The organism is Geobacter sulfurreducens PCA, assembly GCF_000007985.2.
Classification (GTDB): domain Bacteria; phylum Desulfobacterota; class Desulfuromonadia; order Geobacterales; family Geobacteraceae; genus Geobacter; species Geobacter sulfurreducens.
In genome coordinates, this window is record NC_002939.5 from 3,020,914 (window position 1) to 3,038,686 (window position 17,773).

Annotated in this window: 13 protein-coding genes; 4 read left to right on the plus strand and 9 right to left on the minus strand. The window is 66.9% G+C overall.

The window, feature by feature from the left end; translation table 11 throughout:
• Positions 1-4: 4 nt before the first annotated feature.
• Positions 5-1,492 carry an AAA family ATPase gene (locus GS_RS13780; RefSeq protein ID WP_010943374.1) on the minus strand — a complete coding sequence of 496 codons (1,488 nt, stop codon included), beginning with the start codon at positions 1,490-1,492 and terminating at the stop codon, positions 5-7.
• 224 nt (positions 1,493-1,716) lie between these two features.
• Here GS_RS13780 and GS_RS13785 point away from each other — a divergent pair, with 224 nt between their 5' ends.
• Positions 1,717-2,796, plus strand: coding sequence for a hypothetical protein (locus GS_RS13785; RefSeq protein ID WP_010943375.1), 1,080 nt, complete (start codon positions 1,717-1,719; stop codon positions 2,794-2,796).
• An 83-nt stretch (positions 2,797-2,879) separates the two neighbouring features.
• Here GS_RS13785 and GS_RS13790 read toward each other — a convergent pair whose 3' ends face one another.
• Positions 2,880-3,068, minus strand: a complete 189-nt coding sequence (locus GS_RS13790; protein WP_010943376.1) for a hypothetical protein — start codon at positions 3,066-3,068, stop codon at positions 2,880-2,882.
• Positions 3,069-3,208: 140 nt separating this feature from the next.
• Here GS_RS13790 and GS_RS13795 point away from each other — a divergent pair, with 140 nt between their 5' ends.
• Entirely contained in the window at positions 3,209-3,727 is a 519-nt protein-coding gene (locus GS_RS13795) for an FmdB family zinc ribbon protein (protein ID WP_010943377.1), read from the plus strand.
• The gene (locus GS_RS13800) at positions 3,724-4,683 is read left to right on the plus strand and encodes an RsmB/NOP family class I SAM-dependent RNA methyltransferase (RefSeq protein WP_010943378.1); all 960 of its coding nucleotides are present in this window, start codon (positions 3,724-3,726) and stop codon (positions 4,681-4,683) included. Before GS_RS13795 ends, GS_RS13800 begins: the two co-directional genes overlap by 4 nt.
• A 73-nt stretch (positions 4,684-4,756) precedes the next feature.
• On the opposite strand, the gene GS_RS13805 is transcribed toward GS_RS13800, so the two are convergent.
• The 4 genes from GS_RS13805 to GS_RS13820 form a co-directional block, all read right to left on the minus strand.
• Entirely contained in the window at positions 4,757-5,128 is a 372-nt protein-coding gene (locus tag GS_RS13805; RefSeq protein ID WP_010943379.1) for a response regulator, read from the minus strand.
• A gap of 77 nt (positions 5,129-5,205) precedes the next feature.
• The gene (locus GS_RS13810; protein WP_010943380.1) at positions 5,206-6,534 is read right to left on the minus strand and encodes an anaerobic C4-dicarboxylate transporter; all 1,329 of its coding nucleotides are present in this window, start codon (positions 6,532-6,534) and stop codon (positions 5,206-5,208) included.
• A gap of 271 nt (positions 6,535-6,805) precedes the next feature.
• On the minus strand, positions 6,806-8,212 hold the full coding sequence (locus tag GS_RS13815; RefSeq protein ID WP_010943381.1) for a sigma-54-dependent transcriptional regulator: 1,407 nt from the start codon (positions 8,210-8,212) through the stop codon (positions 6,806-6,808).
• Positions 8,213-8,448: 236 nt separating this feature from the next.
• Positions 8,449-10,221 (minus strand): transporter substrate-binding domain-containing protein, encoded by a 1,773-nt coding sequence (locus tag GS_RS13820; protein ID WP_010943382.1) that lies wholly within the window; start codon positions 10,219-10,221, stop codon positions 8,449-8,451.
• A gap of 122 nt (positions 10,222-10,343) precedes the next feature.
• Between GS_RS13820 and GS_RS13825 the strand changes: the two genes are divergently transcribed.
• Complete coding sequence (locus tag GS_RS13825) at positions 10,344-11,111, plus strand: J domain-containing protein (RefSeq protein ID WP_010943383.1); 768 nt, start codon at positions 10,344-10,346, stop codon at positions 11,109-11,111.
• A gap of 3 nt (positions 11,112-11,114) precedes the next feature.
• Here the strand turns inward: GS_RS13825 and GS_RS13830 are convergent, their stop codons facing one another.
• The 3 genes from GS_RS13830 to uvrA all read right to left on the minus strand — a co-directional run bounded on the left by GS_RS13830 (position 11,115) and on the right by uvrA (position 17,713).
• Positions 11,115-11,684, minus strand: coding sequence for a CheB methylesterase domain-containing protein (locus tag GS_RS13830; protein WP_010943384.1), 570 nt, complete (start codon positions 11,682-11,684; stop codon positions 11,115-11,117).
• Positions 11,677-12,072, minus strand: coding sequence for a response regulator (locus GS_RS13835; RefSeq protein ID WP_010943385.1), 396 nt, complete (start codon positions 12,070-12,072; stop codon positions 11,677-11,679). Before GS_RS13835 ends, GS_RS13830 begins: the two co-directional genes overlap by 8 nt.
• A gap of 73 nt (positions 12,073-12,145) precedes the next feature.
• A complete protein-coding gene (uvrA, locus tag GS_RS17775; RefSeq protein WP_010943386.1) occupies positions 12,146-17,713 on the minus strand; it encodes an excinuclease ABC subunit UvrA in 5,568 nt (1,855 codons plus the stop codon).
• Positions 17,714-17,773: the final 60 nt, after the last annotated feature.

Here is a 17,773-nt window from a genome sequence, read left to right on the forward strand (position 1 = left end):
AAGATTAGAACTTGCCCGCCGCCGGCACGGCCCGCTTGAAGGCCCACGCCTCGATCTTCTTGATCTGTTCGGCCATGGTGACCGAGAGCGGCACGGTGCGGCTCACGGCGACGATGACGTCCTGCTGGGTCAGGGTGCGCCGGTCCGCCCGGGCCTCAAAGGCGGCGGAGAGCACCGCCTGTTCGATCTCGGCACCGGAGAACCCCTTGGTGGAGCCGGCCAGGAGCGGCACGTCGAACCGCGCACTATCCGCCTTCTGCCGCTCCAGGTGAATGCGGAAGATATCCTCCCGGGCGCCGGCGTCCGGGAGCCCCACGTAGAAGACCTCGTCAAAGCGCCCCTTGCGGATGATCTCGGCCGGCAGCATTTCGATGGCATTGGCCGTGGCCGCCACGAAGACCGGCGCTTTCTTCTCCTGCATCCAGGTGAGGAACGATCCCAGCAGCCGCGATGCCGGCCCCCCCTCGGCCTTGAACCCCTGCACGGAGATCCCCGACTCGATCTCGTCGATCCAGAGCACGCAGGGGGCAACGGCCTCGGCGGTGCGAAATGCCTTGCGCAGGCTCGATTCAGGGGTACCGAAACTGCCGTCGTAGACCGCTGCCATGTCGAGGCGTATGAGCGGCAGCCGCCACCGGGCCGCAATGGCCTTCACGAACAGGGACTTACCGCAGCCGGCAATCCCCATCATGAGAATCCCCTTGGGGAGAGCCGCTCCCGAGGCGATGCTCTCCAGGCCGAAGGCCTGCTCGCGCCGCTCCATCCAGGCCTTCAGGTTCTCCATCCCCCCCACCTGCTCTGGAGCGGTATCGTTGGCCACGAACTCCATGATGCCACTACGGCGGATCACGGCCTGCTTGGTCTCGAACAGGGAGCGCACCATCTCGTGACCAGCCGCCTCCGGGACGTTCCGCAAGGCCCGCACGCCCCGCTCGATGTCGACGAGGTCGAGCCCCTGGGCCGCCACCACCAGGTGATCCATAAGCCCGGGATGGCCGGCGCAAGCCGCGGCCAGCACCGGCTCGCGCTCCTTGAGCTGCCCCAGAAACGCGGTGATCTCCCCTATTCCCGGCAGGCCCTGGCCGAGCACGACGATATCCTCCCGCAGCTCCGCCGGCACCGACTCGTCCCTGGCCAGGACCACGGCCGCCTTCCCCCGGGCGCGGACGGCGAATTCCTTCAGCTTGCGGATGACGTAGGGATTGTCGCTCCAGAACCAGGAAAGGTCCTTGAACAGGGTCATCAGCGGTGCCGGGTGGGCCAAGGCATGATCCAGGGCCGCCACGGGGTCCACGGTGCCGGGCACCACCGTGCCGTCGCGGGTGAAGCCGTCGGTGCAGGTCCAGACCAGCGGCGAACCCGCCCCCTTGAGCCGGGCTGTCGCCTGCCCCACGATGGCCTCGGTGCGCCGCTCGTTGTCGGTCACCACGCACACCAGATTTGCCCCTGCCCCCATGAGCCGCACGAGCCCCTGCACGGTCAGCTGTTCCATGTGCCCTCCCCGCAGCCGCGCGCGTCAGGACGGCAGCGGCCATTCAAGTGTACCGTACCATACCGCCCCGTAAATGATTTCTCAAGTCCGGCGAAAAGTGTCCGATACGTTCAATACGAGGCAGTATGCCAGGGAGCAGGACAGGGTTTCGGCAGGCCCGGACGGGCGGCGGGAACGGAACGGCGCGGCAAGGAGCCGCACCCCAGGGACGAAAGGAGTCAGGGATGGTCATTACGGGATCGGACATCACCATGGGCAGCCGCCACGTATCCATCGAGCGATACGAGCGAAAGGAGTCGCTGAAGATGTGGATCGGCGACGAGCGGCCGGATTTCGAAGGGGAGGAACGGGGGATCGGCCTTGGCCCGGACCGGGTCGATCTGTCGGAACGAAGCAGGGCGGCGGAGGCGCATGCCCGCAACGCGGAGAAGAAGCAGGCCGCGGAAGATACCGAAGAAGCAGGGTGCGGCTGTGCCGAGGACAACCTGGAGCCCCGCCTGCGACTGCTGAAAGACCTGATCGAACAATTGACCGGCCGCTCGATCAGGGTCTTCGACATGGAAGAGGCGAAAAAGGCCGCCGACACGGCCGACGGGGAAGGAGCCGCCGCGGGCGGCGAGGACGGAGGGGCAGGCTTCGGCATCGAGTACGATTTCTACGAATCACGCTACGAATTCGAAAGCACCGCCTTTGCTGCGTCGGGGGTGATCCGGACCGCCGATGGGCAGGAAATCCGCTTCGACCTGGGAATGCTCATGGAGCGCGAGCACTTCAGCGAAACAAGCGTGAGCCTGAGAGCAGGCGATGCGGTGAAAAAGGATCCCCTGGTCATCAATTTCAACGGCACGGCAGCGGAACTGACCGATCTCCGCTTCTCCTTCGACCTGGATGCGGACGGCACCGCGGACCGGATCGCCTCGCTGGGCTCCGGCAGCGGCTACCTGGCCCTGGACCGCAATGGCGACGGCGTCGTGAACAACGGGAGCGAACTCTTCGGCCCCGCCACCGGCGAGGGATTCGCCGAATTGGCCGCCTACGACGATGACGGCAACGGCTGGATCGACGAGCGGGACGCCGTCTTCAGTCAACTCAAGGTATGGACCGGCGCATCCGCCACGTCAGCCGGCACCCTGACCGGTCTGGGCCAGGCCGGGATCGGGGCCATCTATCTCGGTAACCAATCGACCCCGTTCGACCTGAAAGACGGCGACAACCAACTCCTCGGCTCAGTACGAAGCACCGGTATTTTCGTGGGCGAGAAGGGATCCGTCGGCACCGTGCAGCAGATCGACCTGGCGGTGTAGCCTGCTCCGACCCCACGCACGAGGGGCGCCGCTCCCGGGAGGGCGGCGCCCCTTCTCTTTTCTGCCGGACCGGACCGCCGGCTTCAGAGGCCGGTCATCTCCTCAACCTTCAGTTCCACGTCGTCCATGTTGAGCCGGACCACCTTGCCCTTTTCTTCCTCGGCCCGGACGAGCCCGTCTTCCACCCATCCCAGGAGCTTCGCCCGCTCCACGCCGAACTTCGCTACGGCCTCTTCCACCGTGCACCATGCTTTGATTGTCTCGATGGTCATGGCAAACCTCCCTTCCAGGCATCGTCCTCTTAGTTAGAGTATACCACCGGATTGGCCATTCTTACCCCCTTGACCTGACGACCGGAAATCATTAGCCTTCGTGCTGGGCGATCATGGAGCCCGCAACCAGGAGGTCCGTCATGCCGGTCTACGAATTCTACTGTGCCGACTGCCATACCATTTTCAACTTCCTTGCCCGGCGGGTGAACACCACCGCAAGCCCGGCCTGTCCCCGGTGCGGCCGGCCGGGGCTCGACCGCCGGGTATCGCGCTTCGCCATAACCCGGAACCGGCCGGACGAGCCCCTGGACGGGATGCCCGACCTGGACGATGAACAGTTGGAACGGGCCATGAGGAGCCTTGCCGGCGAAATGGAGGGGCTGAACGAGGATGATCCGCGCCAGGTGGCCCGCCTCATGCGGAAGCTCCAGGAGGCCACGGGCATGAACCTGGGCCCGGCATTCGATGAGGCCATGCGGCGCCTGGAGGCGGGCGAAGACCCGGAGGCACTGGAAGAGGAGATGGGCGATCTCTTCGACGCGGAGAATCCCTTCTCCAGGGAAGGGATCAAGGGGCTGAAGCGGCGGCTTTCCCCGCCGGAGCACGATGATACCCTCTACCGCCTCCCCGTGGGCGATGAGGAGGCAGGCACCCCATGACAGACACCGGTCTGCCGCCCCTTCCCGTCCCGTTCCTGGCACTCATGGAGGAAGTGCTCCCTCCGGACCTGCGCGACGCATGCCTGGCCAGCTTCAGCCAGGAGAAGCCCACCTCGCTGCGTCTCAACCCCCTGAAGGGCGACCCGGACGAGACCCGTCGGGAGCTGGAAAGCGCCGGATTCGACCCGGTGCCGGTATCCTGGTATCCCCTGGCTTTCACCGTTGACGGCGAGAGGCGCCGCGCCCTGACCGAGTCGCCCCCCTTCCGGGAGGGGCGTATTTACATCCAGAGCCTCTCCAGCATGACCGCGCCCCTGGCCCTCGCGCCCGAGCCGGGGGAGACGGTGCTTGACCTGGCTGCCGCTCCCGGCGGCAAAACTGCCATGATGGCCGCCATGATGGAAAACCGGGGACGCCTGTCGGCCGTGGAGGCGGTGCGAGGGCGCTTCTTCCGGATGAAGGCGAACCTGGACCATCAGGGGGCCACCATGGTGCGGACCTACCTGACCGATGGCCGGAGCGTGGGACGCAAGTGCCCGGAGATGTTCGACCGGGTGCTGCTGGACGCGCCCTGTTCCTCCGAGGCCCGCTTCACGCGCCTGAACCCGGAGAGCTGGGCCCACTGGAGCCCCCGCAAGGTGGAGGAAGCGGCCCGCAAGCAACGGGGGCTCATCCGCTCGGCCCTGGAGGCCCTGCGTCCGGGCGGACTGCTGCTTTACTGCACCTGCTCCTTCTCGCCGGAGGAGAACGAACTGATCGTCAACGATGTCCTGCGCCGGGATGGGGACAACCTCCGGGTCTGTGCCGTGGACCTGCCCCTGCCGAACCGCCGGCCGGGCCTCACCCGCTGGAAGGGGAAGGAGCTCCATCCCGACCTGGCGCGGGCGGTCCGTATCCTCCCCGACCGGCTGATGGACGGCTTTTTCCTCTGCCTCATCCGCAAATCGTCTGATTGATGAACCCGTCTTCGGCGGGGACGCTCGTGGGTAGGAGTGATGAACTGCCCGGGCGGGCAGTGCAAACAAGGGATCATTCGCTGCCTGCCAGAAGTTCGAGATGCCTGGTCACTTCTTCGGGCCGGCAGGCAATGACAGGCCCCGCCATTTCGGCAGCACTGGGGTCAGCGTCGGACACCAGGAGGATGGGGAGCGCGGCCCCTGAGCGATCCAGCCGACCCACAAGCCATGCCCCGTCCGGAGCACAGGTCAGGGAACCGAGCACCAGGGCGAAGAACCGCTCCGGCGCCCCCTGCCGCTTGACCACCCAGTCGAGGGCCTCGTAGGAAGTCCGTACCGGCGTCACCCGGTAGCCGGCAAGCCTCAGCACGAAACCGAGGCTCTTCCGCTTTTCTCCGTCGCATTCCACCAGAAGGATCCGCCTGCCACCGCTCTCTCCCGTCATGACTCCTCCATTGCTGCTCCCCCTGATACCCGAGGGGGGATACCCCCCCCGGACTGCCTCATGTCGCTGCCCTTCTTTTACAGCACGAACTGTGAAATCCCATAGGCCGCCAGCGTGGAGACGCTAACCCCGATCAGGCCGGGAATCATGAAGCTGTGGTTCAGGAGGTATTTGCCGATGCGGGTGGTGCCGGTACGGTCGAAGTTGATGGCTGCAAGGTCGCTGGGATAGAAGGCAAAGAAGAAGTAGGCGTAGCTGGCCGGCATGAGCCCCAGCAGCAGCGGGACCGGTAGCCCCAGGGCAAGGCCCAGCGGGAGCGTGATGGCCAGGGTGGCAGCCTGGCTCTTCACAAAGGCGGAGATGCAGAAGGTGGCGATGGCAAAGGTCCAGGGGGCCATCTTGACCATGACGCCGATGTTGTCCACCAGGAACTTCTTGTTGGCGGAAATGAAGGTATCGCTCATCCAGGCGATGCCGAAGATGGAGACCACGGCGATCATGCCGGCGGTAAAGACGCTGGAGTGGGCGATGTCCTTGGCCTTCACGTCGGCGGCGAACATGATGAAGGCGCCGTAGGCGAGCATGATGAACTGGACCACCGTGGTCATGGGCACCGGCTTCTTTTCGCCGTTGAGGGGGAGCAGGTCGGGAAACACCGCAAAGAGGATGATGGTGGCCACACCGGCAAAGAAGAGGGCCACGGACACCTTGGCGGTGGTGCTGATCTTCTTGTCCAGGGTGGTGACATCGACATCAAGGGCCTTGCGGAACTCGGCATCCTTGAGGCGCTCCTGGTACTCGGCGTCCTTGTCCAGGTCCTTGCCCCGGTTGAAGCTCCAGGCAGCGGCCACCAGCACGCCGATCACGCCGGCCGGCATGGTGACGGAGATTATGTCGATGAGGGTCACGGGATAGCCGGACTTGGAGGCAAAGCCGAGGAAAAAGGTCACTGCCGCGGCCACGGGACTGGCGGTGATCCCCATCTGGGAGGCAACGCTGGAGATGGCCATGGGCCGCTCGGGGCGGATACCGGTCTTGATGGCCACGTCGGCGATGACCGGCAGCAGCGCATAGACCGCGTGGCCGGTGCCGACACAGACCGTCAGGAAGAAGGTGGAGAGCGGGGCCAGGATGGTCACGTACTTGGGGTGGGCCCGCAACAGCTTCTCCGTCAGTTGCACCAGGTAGTCGAGCCCCCCGGCCACCTGCAGGGTCGCCGAGGCGGTGACCACCGCCAGGATGATGAGCATGACCGCGATGGGGGGCTCCGACGGAGAGCTGCGGAAGCCGAGCACCAGGAGCGACACGCCGAGTCCTCCGATAAGGCCCAGGGCCACCCCACCCCTGCGGATACCGATCAGGACCGCGCCGAGAACGAGAACGAACTGGATCCAGAACATCATCATAACTGCCTCCCCTTAGGTCGGACCCGTTGGATCCGCACCTGTTGTCTGTCAGATTCACCCTTCAATGAGCAAGGGGGATACCAAGGACGACAACACCGTGCAAGAGGCTGTTTTAATTATGAAAATTGTCTTTTACAGGGATATTTCAGGAGGGAAACCGGCATAACCTGCGGTTATGCCGGCAATGAACCGCTGCAGGTACTATCAGTTATTTCGGCAGGTTAAAACAACCATAACCAAGGTTATCGCTATAACCTCCGGTTATGGGGGTTCATTTCCGCATCATCTTGAGCCGCTTGGAGAGGGCGGGCTGGGAGATGCCGAGGAGTCGGGCGGCGAGGGTCTGGTTACCGCCGGAACGATTGAGGGCCTCTTCCACGAGGAACTCGGCGGCGTCGGTAAAGGTGGGGAGCTTGTCGAACCCGGCGAAGGGGTTCAAAGTGGGCGGCGGAGTACCGGCGGGTTCTTCCGTGCCGCCGATGGCCCTGACGAAGCTTTCCATGGAGAGCATCCGGTCCCGGTGGACGCTGACCGCATCGAAAACCATCGACTTCAACTCCCGCACGTTACCCGGGAAATTGTAGGTGGCCAGATGCTGGGCCAGTTCCGGCGGTGGCGTGGGTTTTTTCTTTCCCAGGGTGCGGGCTGCCTCGGCCAGGAAATGGTCCAGCAGGAGCGGGATGTCCCCTTTCCGCTCCCGAAGGGGCGGCATATGGACCTGGTGGGTGCGGAGCCGGTAGTAGAGGTCGCGCCGGAACTCTCCGGCAGCCTCCCGGGCCGCCAGGTTGCGGTGGGTGGCGACGATGACCCGCGCCCGGAGCCGCCGGGGCTGGTCGCTCCCCAGAGGAAAGTACTCCCCTTCCTGGAGGAGCCGCAGGAGTTTAACCTGGGAGGGGATGCCCAGGTCGCCGATCTCGTCCAGGAACAGGGTACCGTTGGCCGCCTCCTCCACCATGCCGCGCCGCGCCGTCTCGGCACCGGTGAAGGCGCCGCGCACGTGACCGAAGAGAGTGTCGGCGAAGACCGTGTCGTCCAGCCCGGCCACGTTCACCGCCACCAGCTGCCCTTTGCAGCCGCTCAGGGTATGGGCGGCCCGGGCCAGGAGTTCCTTGCCCACCCCGCTCTCGCCGGTGATGAGGAGCGGCTGGGGGCTCACGGCCACTGCCTCGATGTAGGCGAACAGGGAAAGCATGCCCCGGTCGGCGGTGACGATGCCGGCAAAGGCCTCCGGGTGCCGCAGGCCGCCGGAGACGAGCCGGCTCGACATCTCCCGGTTCTCCCGCTGCAGCTCCAGCATCCTGACCGCCCGGAGAACTCCCCCCACGAGCCGGTCCTCCTCGTCGGTCTTGACAAAGTAGTCGAAAGCCCCGAGCTTCATGCAGCGGACCGCGGTCTCCACCTGGTTCAGGCCGCTGATGACGATGACCGCCACCTCGGGGTGTCTCTCGCTGATCGTGGCGAGGAGTTCCTCCCCCGACAGGTGGGGCATGGTGAGATCCAGGAGTACCAGGCCGATGCCGCCCCCTTCCAGCAGCGCCGGAACGTCCCTGCTGTCCTGGCAGAGGATGGTATTCGTGATGCCGGCGGACGACTCCAGGGTCAGGGAGAGGGAACGGAGCCAGGCCGGTTCGTCGTCAACCAGAAGGATGCCGAAGGGGGGATAGCGATTCTCGGTCATAAGTGAATGGACTCCATCATTGACGTGGTTTTTCTCCTTCCGTCCCACCGCATACGGTTCCTGGAGGGGGGCGGAGGGCTCGCGGAGAAAAGAGTCCCCGCAAAAAAGCACCGGACGTCACCCGAAGGGAAAGCGCCGGAAACGGCCGATCAGCCCCCATGAAACCCGACCGGCGACGCTTGGACTCTTTTCTGAGCGAACCCTCCGCCTCCCGATCGCCACAGTCAGCGCAACAATCAGGCGATAACCGGCAGAGAAAGCGTAACCGTGGTCCCCTCGCCAAGAGCCGACTCGAAGGAAAGGGCTCCCCCATGCTCCTTGATGATGCCCGCGGATACCGAGAGCCCCAGGCCGGTGCCGCCGCTCTCCCGCTTGGTGGTGAAGAAGGGGTCGGTGAGGCGCGGGATGTTTTCCGGCGCGATGCCGCTCCCCTCATCCCGCACCCGCAGGTTCACACACCCAACGGCCGGATCGAAAGAGGTCTCCAGCTCAATACCCCGGCTCGGGTCCGGCAGGGCCTGGCAGGCGTTGAGGACCAGGTTCACCACCACCTGCTCGATCCGCTGGACGTTTGCCAGCACCCGCGGCAGGTCGGGCTCATAGCGGGCAGTGAAGCGGGTCGTGGCCTTGCGCAGCGAGGCATCCACCAGCCGTACCGCCGCCTGGGCCACGCCGTTGAGGTCGACCAGCTCCTTGCCGCCCACGTCGTCGCGCCGGGCAAAGTCCTTCAGGTCCTCAACGATCCGCTTGATCCGCTTGGCCCCGTCCTGCATCTCGTCCAGAAGCCGCGGCACCTCCTCACGAACCCGTGAGTAACGGAGCCCGCCGAGGGTGAAGTCCCCCTCCGTCCGGTAGCGCTCCTCCAGGATGGGGGCCGCATCATTGTAGATCTTGCGCAGGATCGGCACGTCCAGCAGGATGAGGCCGGTGGGGTTGTTGATCTCGTGGGCCACGCCGGAAACCAGGATGCCCAGCGCAGCCATCTTGTCGGCCTGCAGGAGCTGCTGCTGGTTAAGCTGGACCTCCTCCAGGGCCCGGGAAAGGGATTCGGTCCGCTGGGCCACCTGCCGCCGGAGCGAATGGCTCCAGAGCACCGTGCCGCCGAGGATGACGAGCAGGGGAATCACCACCACCGCCGCATACTTGGCGATCTCCTGCCAGCGGACCGGCTGGGGCTCCAGCACCCCCAGCCACTTGGCGCGGATCGCCTCGTACTGGCCGGTCTTCCTGAGGATGGCGAGCCCCTCGCTGAAGCGGGCCAGAAGCTCCGCATCCCCCTGGCGGACTGCATACCCGTAACGCTGGGCCGCGATGCTCCGGGCCACGGGCACCAGGTTCGTGAGCCGGTTCTCCCGGATGATGTACATGCCGGGAACCATGGCCACCACCGCGTAGTCGCACCCCCCCGCGGCCAGGAGCCGGAGGGCGTCCGCCGGGGTCGGGGTCAGGACCAGGTCCTTGCCGTAGCCCCGCTCCGCCAGGTACTCGTGCATGATCCCGTCCCGGTGGAGCGCCACCTTCCTGCCCCTCAGATCCTCAAGTCCCGCGGCAGGGGGCGAATCGCGCCGGGCAAAGATGGCATGGTAGACAATGGTGTGAGGCGGGGTGAAATCGATCTGCCTGGCCCGCTTCTCGGACCACGAGATCCCTTGGAGCACGTCGACCCGACCGCTCTTGAGGGCGGAGAACATCTCCGACCAGGCGCCGAGGCGAAACTCCACCGTCATCCCCATCACCTCGGCGATGGCCCGGGTCAGTTCCACGTTGTAGCCGGCGGGCTTGCCGTTCTGGTCGATGAACTCGTAGGGGGGGTAGTCGCGATCGCCGCCCACGACGATGGTGCGATGCCGGTCGCGGGGCGCGTCGGCGGCCGACGCTGTTCCCACGGCCACAAGGACCAGCGCCGCGAGCACCGTCAACAGCACGGCCAGGTACCGGTAGCCGCGCCCCGGCAACGGGACGGGCGGAATCTTCCACCGGCAGGACATGCATGCGAAGCGGCCGCCCATGGCGGAGCCTCCTTTCCGGCTAATCGGTCGCGCGGGCACGGACCGATCCCGGCGCTTGTATCGGACGGGTCACTATAGTATAACACCCAGACGAGCCGTCCATCAGCCCGGGGGCACTGCCCGTGAACACACCCTTATCAGAGACACATCTCCTGGATGCCTGTCGGCAGCTCTTCGGCCCCGATGTCGATCTGTCGCGCGAATTCCTCCACTACCTCCAGCCGAGCGGCGCCAAGGCCGCCTTCCGGCAACGGGCACGGGAAACCCACCCGGACCTCTTCGGCCACGAATCTCCCCATCTCCAGCAGCGCCAGGCCGAGCTGTTCCGCCAGGTGCGCGAGGCCTACGACCTCATGTGCGCCTTTTTCAGACACCGGGAGGAAGGACTCGCCCGGCACGAAAGCCCGTGCCAGTCCGCGGGCAGGAGGAGATCCGCCGGGCGGGAGCGACCCCGGGACGACGGCCCCCGGGACGGATTCTATCAGGGTCACCTGCCCCAGCGCCCCCTGAAACTGGGCCGATACCTCTATTACCGCGGCATGATCTCCTACCGGGACCTGATCCGGGCCCTGGCCTGGCAGCGGGCGGGACGCCCCCCCATCGGCGCCCTCGCGACCCACTGGGGCTGGCTCGACGACACCCAGGTCCGGACCATTCTCTCCGCCGGCCATCACCCCGGCCGTTTTGGCGAAAAGGCCATCCGGTTCGGCTTCCTCACCCCCCGCCAGGTGGAGCTCCTGCTCTTCCGCCAGCGTTCGCGGCAGACGCGCCTCGGCCAGTATTTCGTAGCAGGCAACGTGGTGAGCATGACGGAAATGGAGCGACTCGCCCGGGAACTTCGCCAGCACAATGCACGCACCGGCGGCCCAAAGCGGGCCACGGGCCGCTGACCGCTACTCCCCGTTCACCAGACGCTCGATCAGCTTGCCCATCTTCACGTCGGGGAGCACGTAATCCACCGCTCCGGTGGCGATGGCGGAGCGGGGCATCCCGTACACCGACGACGTTTCCCGGTCCTGGGCGATGGTGATCCCCCCGATCGACTTGATGTGACGGATTCCCTCGGCCCCGTCGTTCCCCATGCCGGTGAGCACGATCCCCACGAACACGTTGCTGCGGGACCGCTGCAGCGATTTCATGGTCACGTCGGCGGACGGCTGGACATAGTTCACCCGAGGGCCGCTGACCAGCATGATCCGGCGGTTTCCCTCCAGGGCCAGATGGCAACCGCCCGGGGCCAGGTAGACATGGCCCGTCCGGAGGTATTCACCATCCTTGGCCAGGTTGACCGGCATAACGGACACCTTGGCCAGGCTCAGGGCCACCCGCTCATCCATGCCGGGCTGGATGTGCAGGACCACGATAACGGCGGCTTCCAGCCGGGGCAGCGTGGAAAACAGCGTCTTGAGAGTGATGGGGCCGCCGGTGGAAACTCCTATGACGACGATATTGCCGTTAAACATGGGGAGCGGCTTCCTCCGCCAGGAGCAGGCGGTAGTGCTGGACGGCCTCGTACAGCTGCCGGGGGTCGATGGGTTTGGCCAGGAAATCGCTGACATATTCCTGGAGCCCCTCCATCTGGCTGTCCGGCTCCCCGATGCCCGTCAGCATGATGATGATGTTCCCCTCGTAGAGTCCCCGCCGCACGATCTCGCGGATCGTGGCCCAGCCGTTCATACGCGGCATCATCACATCCATCAGGATGACCCCCCGGAATCCCGCCTCAAGCTGAGCGAGGCAATCTTCGCCGCCGGCAGCGGTCGTGATGGCGCCCCCCTTCACCCGGAACATGTCTTCCACGGCTGCCCTGACCATTGCCTCGTCGTCCACCAGCATCACCCGAACATCCATCGCACACCTCCCTGACCATGAAAAAACGGGGGACGGAACCGCCGGACGGCCCGGCCTCCCCATGACATTGCCGCTACGCTGACGGACCGGCGCGCCGCCGCTCCCGCAAAAACTCCCCGAGAATCCTCCCCGTGTGGGACACATCCCCCATCCGGGCCACCTCTTCCGGCGTCCCCCGGGCCACGATGCGCCCGCCGCCGTCACCCCCCTCGGGCCCCAGGTCCATGAGCCAGTCGGCCTCGGCGATCACGTCCAGGTTGTGCTCGATGACGATGACCGAGTTCCCCGCCTCCACCAGCCGGTGCAGGACTCGTACCAGCTTCTCCACATCAGCCATGTGGAGGCCGATGGTGGGTTCGTCCAGGATGTAGAGGGAGTGGGAGGCGGTGCGAGGCACCCGGAGCGCATCCTTCACCGGCTTTGCCTTGGCCAGCTCGGTAACGAGCTTGATCCGCTGGGCCTCGCCGCCGGAAAGGGTCGGGCTCTGCTGGCCCAGGGTCAGGTAGCCGAGCCCCACGTCCTGCAGAAGCTGGAGCGGGTGAAGGATCGACCGGTGGGCCGCGAAGAACTCCACTGCCTCGTCCACGCTCATGGCCAGGAGGTCGCCGATGGATTTCCCCCGATGGCGGACCATAAGGGTTTCAGGGGTGAAGCGGAGGCCGCCGCACACCTCGCACGCCACCTTCACGTCGGGGAGGAAGCTCATCTCGATGGTCTTCACCCCCTGCCCCTCGCACTCGTCGCACCGCCCCCCCTTCACGTTGAAGGAGAAGCGGGAGGGGCCGTACCCCCGCAGCCGCGCCTCGGTAGTGCCGGCGTAGAGTTTCCGGATGGCGTCCCAGAATCCCACGTAGGTGGCGGGACAGGAACGGGGCGTCTTGCCGATGGGGGTCTGGTCCACCTCCAGCACGCGGGTGAGTTGGTCCCAGCCCCGGATCTCCCGGCACCCGGCCACGGCATGGGCCCCCCTGCCGTGGGCCAGAAGCCCCTGGAGCCCGGCGTGGAGAACGTTGCGCACCAAGGTGCTCTTGCCGCTCCCCGAGACGCCGGTCACGCAGACCAGACGCCGGAGCGGGAAGGACACGTCGATCTCCCGCAGGTTGTGGAGGGTGGCCCCCAACACCTGGATGGCCGGCGCATCCGGCGGCGGCGCAGGTCGCCGCTCCACCAGGGGATGGCGCAGGGGCTCGGCCAGGTAGCGCCCCGTGAGGGAGTCCAGGGCCGCCATGACCTGCTCCAGGGTTCCCTCGGCCACCACCAGGCCGCCGTTGACCCCGGCGCCGGGGCCCAGGTCGATGACGTGCTCGGCCCGGCGGATGGTCTCCTCGTCGTGCTCCACCACCACGATGGTGTTCCCCTTCCCCTCCAGTTTCCGCAGGGTGTCCAGCAGCATCCGGTTGTCCCGGGGGTGGAGGCCGATGGTGGGCTCGTCCAGGATGTAGCAGACCCCCCGCAGGTTCGAGCCCAGCTGGGCCGCCAGTCTGATCCGCTGGGCCTCGCCGCCGGAGAGGGTCGGGGCCGCCCGGTCGAGGGACAGGTACCCGAGCCCCACCTCGCCCAGGAAGGCGAGCCGCGTCGTGATCTCGGCCACGATATCGCGGGCGATGGCCGCCTCCCGCCCCTCAAGACCCAGTTCGGCGATAAAGGCGGCAGCCTGGATCACGGTGAGGGCCGTCAGCTCGGCAATATTCCGGTCCCGGAAACGGACCGCCAGGGCCTCGGGGTTGAGCCGGGCGCCGCGGCAGGCGGAGCAGGTCTGCTCCTCCCCCTCGAACCACTCGTTCCACCAGATCTCCTCGCCGGTCTGCTCCGCGTCGAAGCCGGGGATCTCCAGCCCCGTGCCGAAACAACGGGGGCACCAGCCGTGGCGGGAGTTGTAGGAAAAGAGCCGCGGGTCGGGCTCGGGGAAGCTCTGGCCGCAGGAGGTGCAGGCCCTGAGCGTCGAAAAGAGCAACTCCGCTTTCGATTGGCTGCCGGCGTCGGCGTGCGTCACCGCCACCCGCACCACCCCCTTGCCGAAGACCAGGGCCCGGTCGAGAAGCTGCCGCAGTTCCCCCTCCCCTTTGGCCGACACGGCAATCTCCCCCACCGGCAGGTCGATGTCGTGCTCCCGGAAGCGGTCGAGGCGTGGCCAGGGCTCCACCGGGGTCATGACGCCATCCACCCGCAGGTGCGTGAAGCCCTTGCCCGCGGCCCACGCGGCCAGGTCGGTGTAGTACCCTTTCCGGGCCGTGATCAGCGGTGCCAGGAGCGCCACCCGCTTCCCCCGGAGCTCCCGCAGAAGCCGGGCTGCGATGGCGTCCGGGGTCTGGGGGGTGATGGGGATGCCGCAGTCGGGGCAGTGCTGGACCCCGAGCTTCACAAAGAGGAGGCGGAGGAAGTGGTAGATCTCCGTCATGGTCGCCACGGTGCTCTTGCGCCCGCCCCGGCTCGTCCGCTGCTCGATGGCCACCGTGGGCGGGATGCCGAGGACCGCGTCCACGTCGGGACGGGCAGCGGGCTGGACGAACTGGCGGGCGTAGGCGTTGAGGGATTCCAGGTAGCGCCGCTGCCCCTCGGCAAAGAGGATGTCGAAGGCCACGGTGGACTTGCCGCTCCCCGAGATGCCGGTGATGACCGTGAAGCGGTCACGGGGCACGGCGATGGTGACATTCTTCAGGTTGTGCTCCCGGGCATGGACGATGCGGATGGACCGGTCCGGCACCACGGCGGGGAGCGCCTCCGCCGCCGGCTGAGTCGATGCCCGCACCAGGGCGGCCAGTTCCTCCCCGTACTCCTGCAGGGCTCGGCCGGTATGGCTTTCCGGGCACGTCATCACCTGGTCCGGTGTCCCGACGCAGACCACCCGTCCCCCGGCGTCGCCCCCCTCGGGCCCCAGGTCGATCAGCCAGTCCGCGGCGCTGATCACGTCCAGGTTGTGCTCGATCACCACCAGGGAGTCCCCGGCCTCCAGCAGCCGGCGAAAGGCGGCCAGGAGCCGGGCGATGTCCTCGAAGTGGAGGCCGGTGGTGGGCTCGTCGAACAGGAAAAGGTTCCCCGCCCCCGTGCGTCTCCGCCCCCCCACTTCGGCCAGGTGGCCGGCAAGTTTCAGGCGCTGGGCCTCACCGCCGGAAAGGGTCGGCACCGGCTGGCCCAGGCGGAGGTAGCCGAGCCCCACGGCCTCCAGCGGTTCCAGGCGCCGGAGCACCTCCCGCTGATCAGCGAAAAAAGCCACCGCCTCGGTCACGGTCATCTCCAGCACGTCGGCGATGGACAGGGGGCGCCCGCCCCCTCCCGGCACGAGCCGCACCTCCAGCACCTCGGGGCGGTAGCGGCTGCCGTCGCAGTCGGGGCAACGGAGGTAGACGTCGGAGAGGAACTGCATCTCCACATGCTCGAAGCCGTTGCCGCCGCAGGAAGGGCAGCGGCCGGTGCCGGCGTTGAAGCTGAACGTGCCGGTGGTATAGCCCCGCTCCTTGGCCAGGGGCTCGGCCGCGAAGAGCTTGCGGATGGCGTCGAAGGCCCCCACGTAGCTGGCGGGGTTGGAGCGGGTGGTCTTGCCGATGGGGGACTGGTCCACCATAACGACATCGCCGATCAGCTCCGCACCACGGATGGCAGCGTGCGCCCCCGGCGGCTCCGTCGGCCTCCCCTTGAGCTTCAGGAGCCCCCGGTGCAGCACCTCCTGGACCAGGGTCGACTTGCCCGAGCCGGAGACGCCGGTGATGCAGACCAGGCGGTTCAGGGGAATGCGGACGTCGACCCCCGTGAGGTTGTGGGCGGCGGCGCCGAGGATTTCCAGGGAATGATGCCCCTCCCTAACCGGCCGGAGCCCGTCGCCGGTGGCCACCTGTTTCCGCCCCGCCAGATACTCGCCGGTCAGGGAGCGCTGCTCGTTCAGAATTGCCGCGGGCAGGCCGAAGAAGACCACCTCGCCGCCCCGCTCGCCCGGACCGGGGCCAAGGTCGAGCAACCGGTCGGCGGCGAGCATCACCTGGGGGTCGTGCTCCACCACCAGCAGGGTGTTGCCCGCGTCCCGCAACTGCCGCAGCACGCCGATCACCCGCCCCATGTCCCGGGGATGGAGGCCGATGGAGGGCTCGTCCAGGACGAACAGGGTGTTCACCAGGGAGGTACCCAGGGCCGTGGTCAGGTTGATCCGCTGCACCTCGCCCCCGGAGAGAGTGCGCGACTGGCGGTCCAGGGTGAGGTAGCCGAGCCCCACCTCCCCCAGGTAGCCCAGGCGGACGCGGATCTCCCGCAGCAGCAGGTCCGCCGCCTCGTCCAGGGGGGCCGGCAGCGCCAAGCCGCCGAAAAACGACGAGCAGCGCTCCAGGGGCAGGAGCATGACATCGTGGATGGTGAGGCCGGGGAGGTGGCGTAGAACCTCATCGGGCAACTCCATCCCCTGGGGGCGGAACCGCTCTTCCGGCGGCAGGACCCGGTCGGCCTCCTCCGTTGTCCCGAGCCGCCACAGGAGCGCATCGGGGGAGAGCCGCGCCCCCCCGCAGGCGGGACAGAGGGTGTAGGCCCGGTACTTGGAGAGGAGGACCCGGATGTGCATCTTGTAGCTCTTGGTTTCGAGCCAGTCGAAAAAGCGCCGCACCCCGTACCAGAGCCCGTCCTCCCAGGAACCCTCCCCCTCGAGCACCCACCGGCGCTGCTCCGGCGCCAGCTCCCGCCAGGGCACGTTGACAGGGATGCCACGCTTGGTGGCGAAGGAGATCATGTCGTCCCGGCATTCCCGGTAGCTCTCGGTCTGCCACGGCTTCACCGCCCCGTCCGCCAGGGACCTGGATTCGTCCGGGATCACCAACCCAAGGTCTATGCCGATCACCCGGCCGAACCCCCGGCAGGTGGCGCAGGCCCCCACCGGCGAGTTGAAGGAGAAGAGGTGGGGCGCCGGGTCCTGGTAGGAGATGTCGCAGTCCGGGCAGTGGAGGTCGCTGGAAAAGCGCCACGGTTCCGACGCGGAACCTTCGCCGGCGGGACGGACGAACACCCGCCCGTGCCCGACGCGCAGCGCCGCCTCCATCCCCTCCACCAGGCGGGAACGGTTCGCCGGTGCCAGGCGGGTGCGGTCCTGGATCACCTCCAGGATGCCTTCCTCCTCCCGGTAGATGCGGGTGTATCCCTGGCCGGCCAGGAACCCTTTCACCTCGTCGGTGGAAAAATTGGCCGGCACCGGCACCGGGAAGGTAACCAGCACGGCGGCCCCGGCGCCGGCATCCCGCGCCAGCAGCTCATCCGCGATGCTCTCGGGCGTATCGCGCCGTACCGGCCGGCCGCAGCCGCGGCAGAAGAGCCGCGCGGCCCGGGCGAACAGGAGCTTCAGGTGGTCGTTCAGTTCCGTCATGGTACCCACGGTGGAGCGGGAGGTGCGGACCGGGTTGGTCTGGTCGATGGCGATGGCCGGGGGGATGCCGTCGATCCGGTCCACGGCCGGGCGATCCATCCGCTCCAGGAACTGACGGGCATAGGGGGAAAAGGTCTCCACGTAGCGCCGCTGCCCCTCGGCGTAGACCGTATCGAAGGCGAGCGACGACTTCCCCGAACCGGAAACGCCGGTGACGACAATCAACTCGCCCAGGGGAAGGTCGAGATCGAGATTCTTCAGGTTGTTCTGGCGGGCATTGCGGATGGAGATCGATTCGTGGGCCATGGGGAGAGAGTATAACAGGCAAACGGGCGCAACGCGATGGAAACGATGGGGACACCGAGT

What these genes read in the sequence shown, in the direction of transcription:
- GS_RS13790 (WP_010943376.1), bottom strand. Translation starts at nt 3,068, where the DNA reads ATGACCATCGAGACAATCAAAGCATGGTGCACGGTGGAAGAGGCCGTA.
- GS_RS13815 (WP_010943381.1), bottom strand. Translation starts at nt 8,212, where the DNA reads ATGACCGAGAATCGCTATCCCCCCTTCGGCATCCTTCTGGTTGACGAC.
- GS_RS13780 (WP_010943374.1), bottom strand. Translation starts at nt 1,492, where the DNA reads ATGGAACAGCTGACCGTGCAGGGGCTCGTGCGGCTCATGGGGGCAGGG.
- GS_RS13805 (WP_010943379.1), bottom strand. Translation starts at nt 5,128, where the DNA reads ATGACGGGAGAGAGCGGTGGCAGGCGGATCCTTCTGGTGGAATGCGAC.
- GS_RS13835 (WP_010943385.1), bottom strand. Translation starts at nt 12,072, where the DNA reads ATGGATGTTCGGGTGATGCTGGTGGACGACGAGGCAATGGTCAGGGCA.
- GS_RS13820 (WP_010943382.1), bottom strand. Translation starts at nt 10,221, where the DNA reads ATGGGCGGCCGCTTCGCATGCATGTCCTGCCGGTGGAAGATTCCGCCC.
- GS_RS13800 (WP_010943378.1), top strand. Translation starts at nt 3,724, where the DNA reads ATGACAGACACCGGTCTGCCGCCCCTTCCCGTCCCGTTCCTGGCACTC.
- uvrA (WP_010943386.1), bottom strand. Translation starts at nt 17,713, where the DNA reads ATGGCCCACGAATCGATCTCCATCCGCAATGCCCGCCAGAACAACCTG.
- GS_RS13830 (WP_010943384.1), bottom strand. Translation starts at nt 11,684, where the DNA reads ATGTTTAACGGCAATATCGTCGTCATAGGAGTTTCCACCGGCGGCCCC.
- GS_RS13810 (WP_010943380.1), bottom strand. Translation starts at nt 6,534, where the DNA reads ATGATGATGTTCTGGATCCAGTTCGTTCTCGTTCTCGGCGCGGTCCTG.
- GS_RS13785 (WP_010943375.1), top strand. Translation starts at nt 1,717, where the DNA reads ATGGTCATTACGGGATCGGACATCACCATGGGCAGCCGCCACGTATCC.
- GS_RS13795 (WP_010943377.1), top strand. Translation starts at nt 3,209, where the DNA reads ATGCCGGTCTACGAATTCTACTGTGCCGACTGCCATACCATTTTCAAC.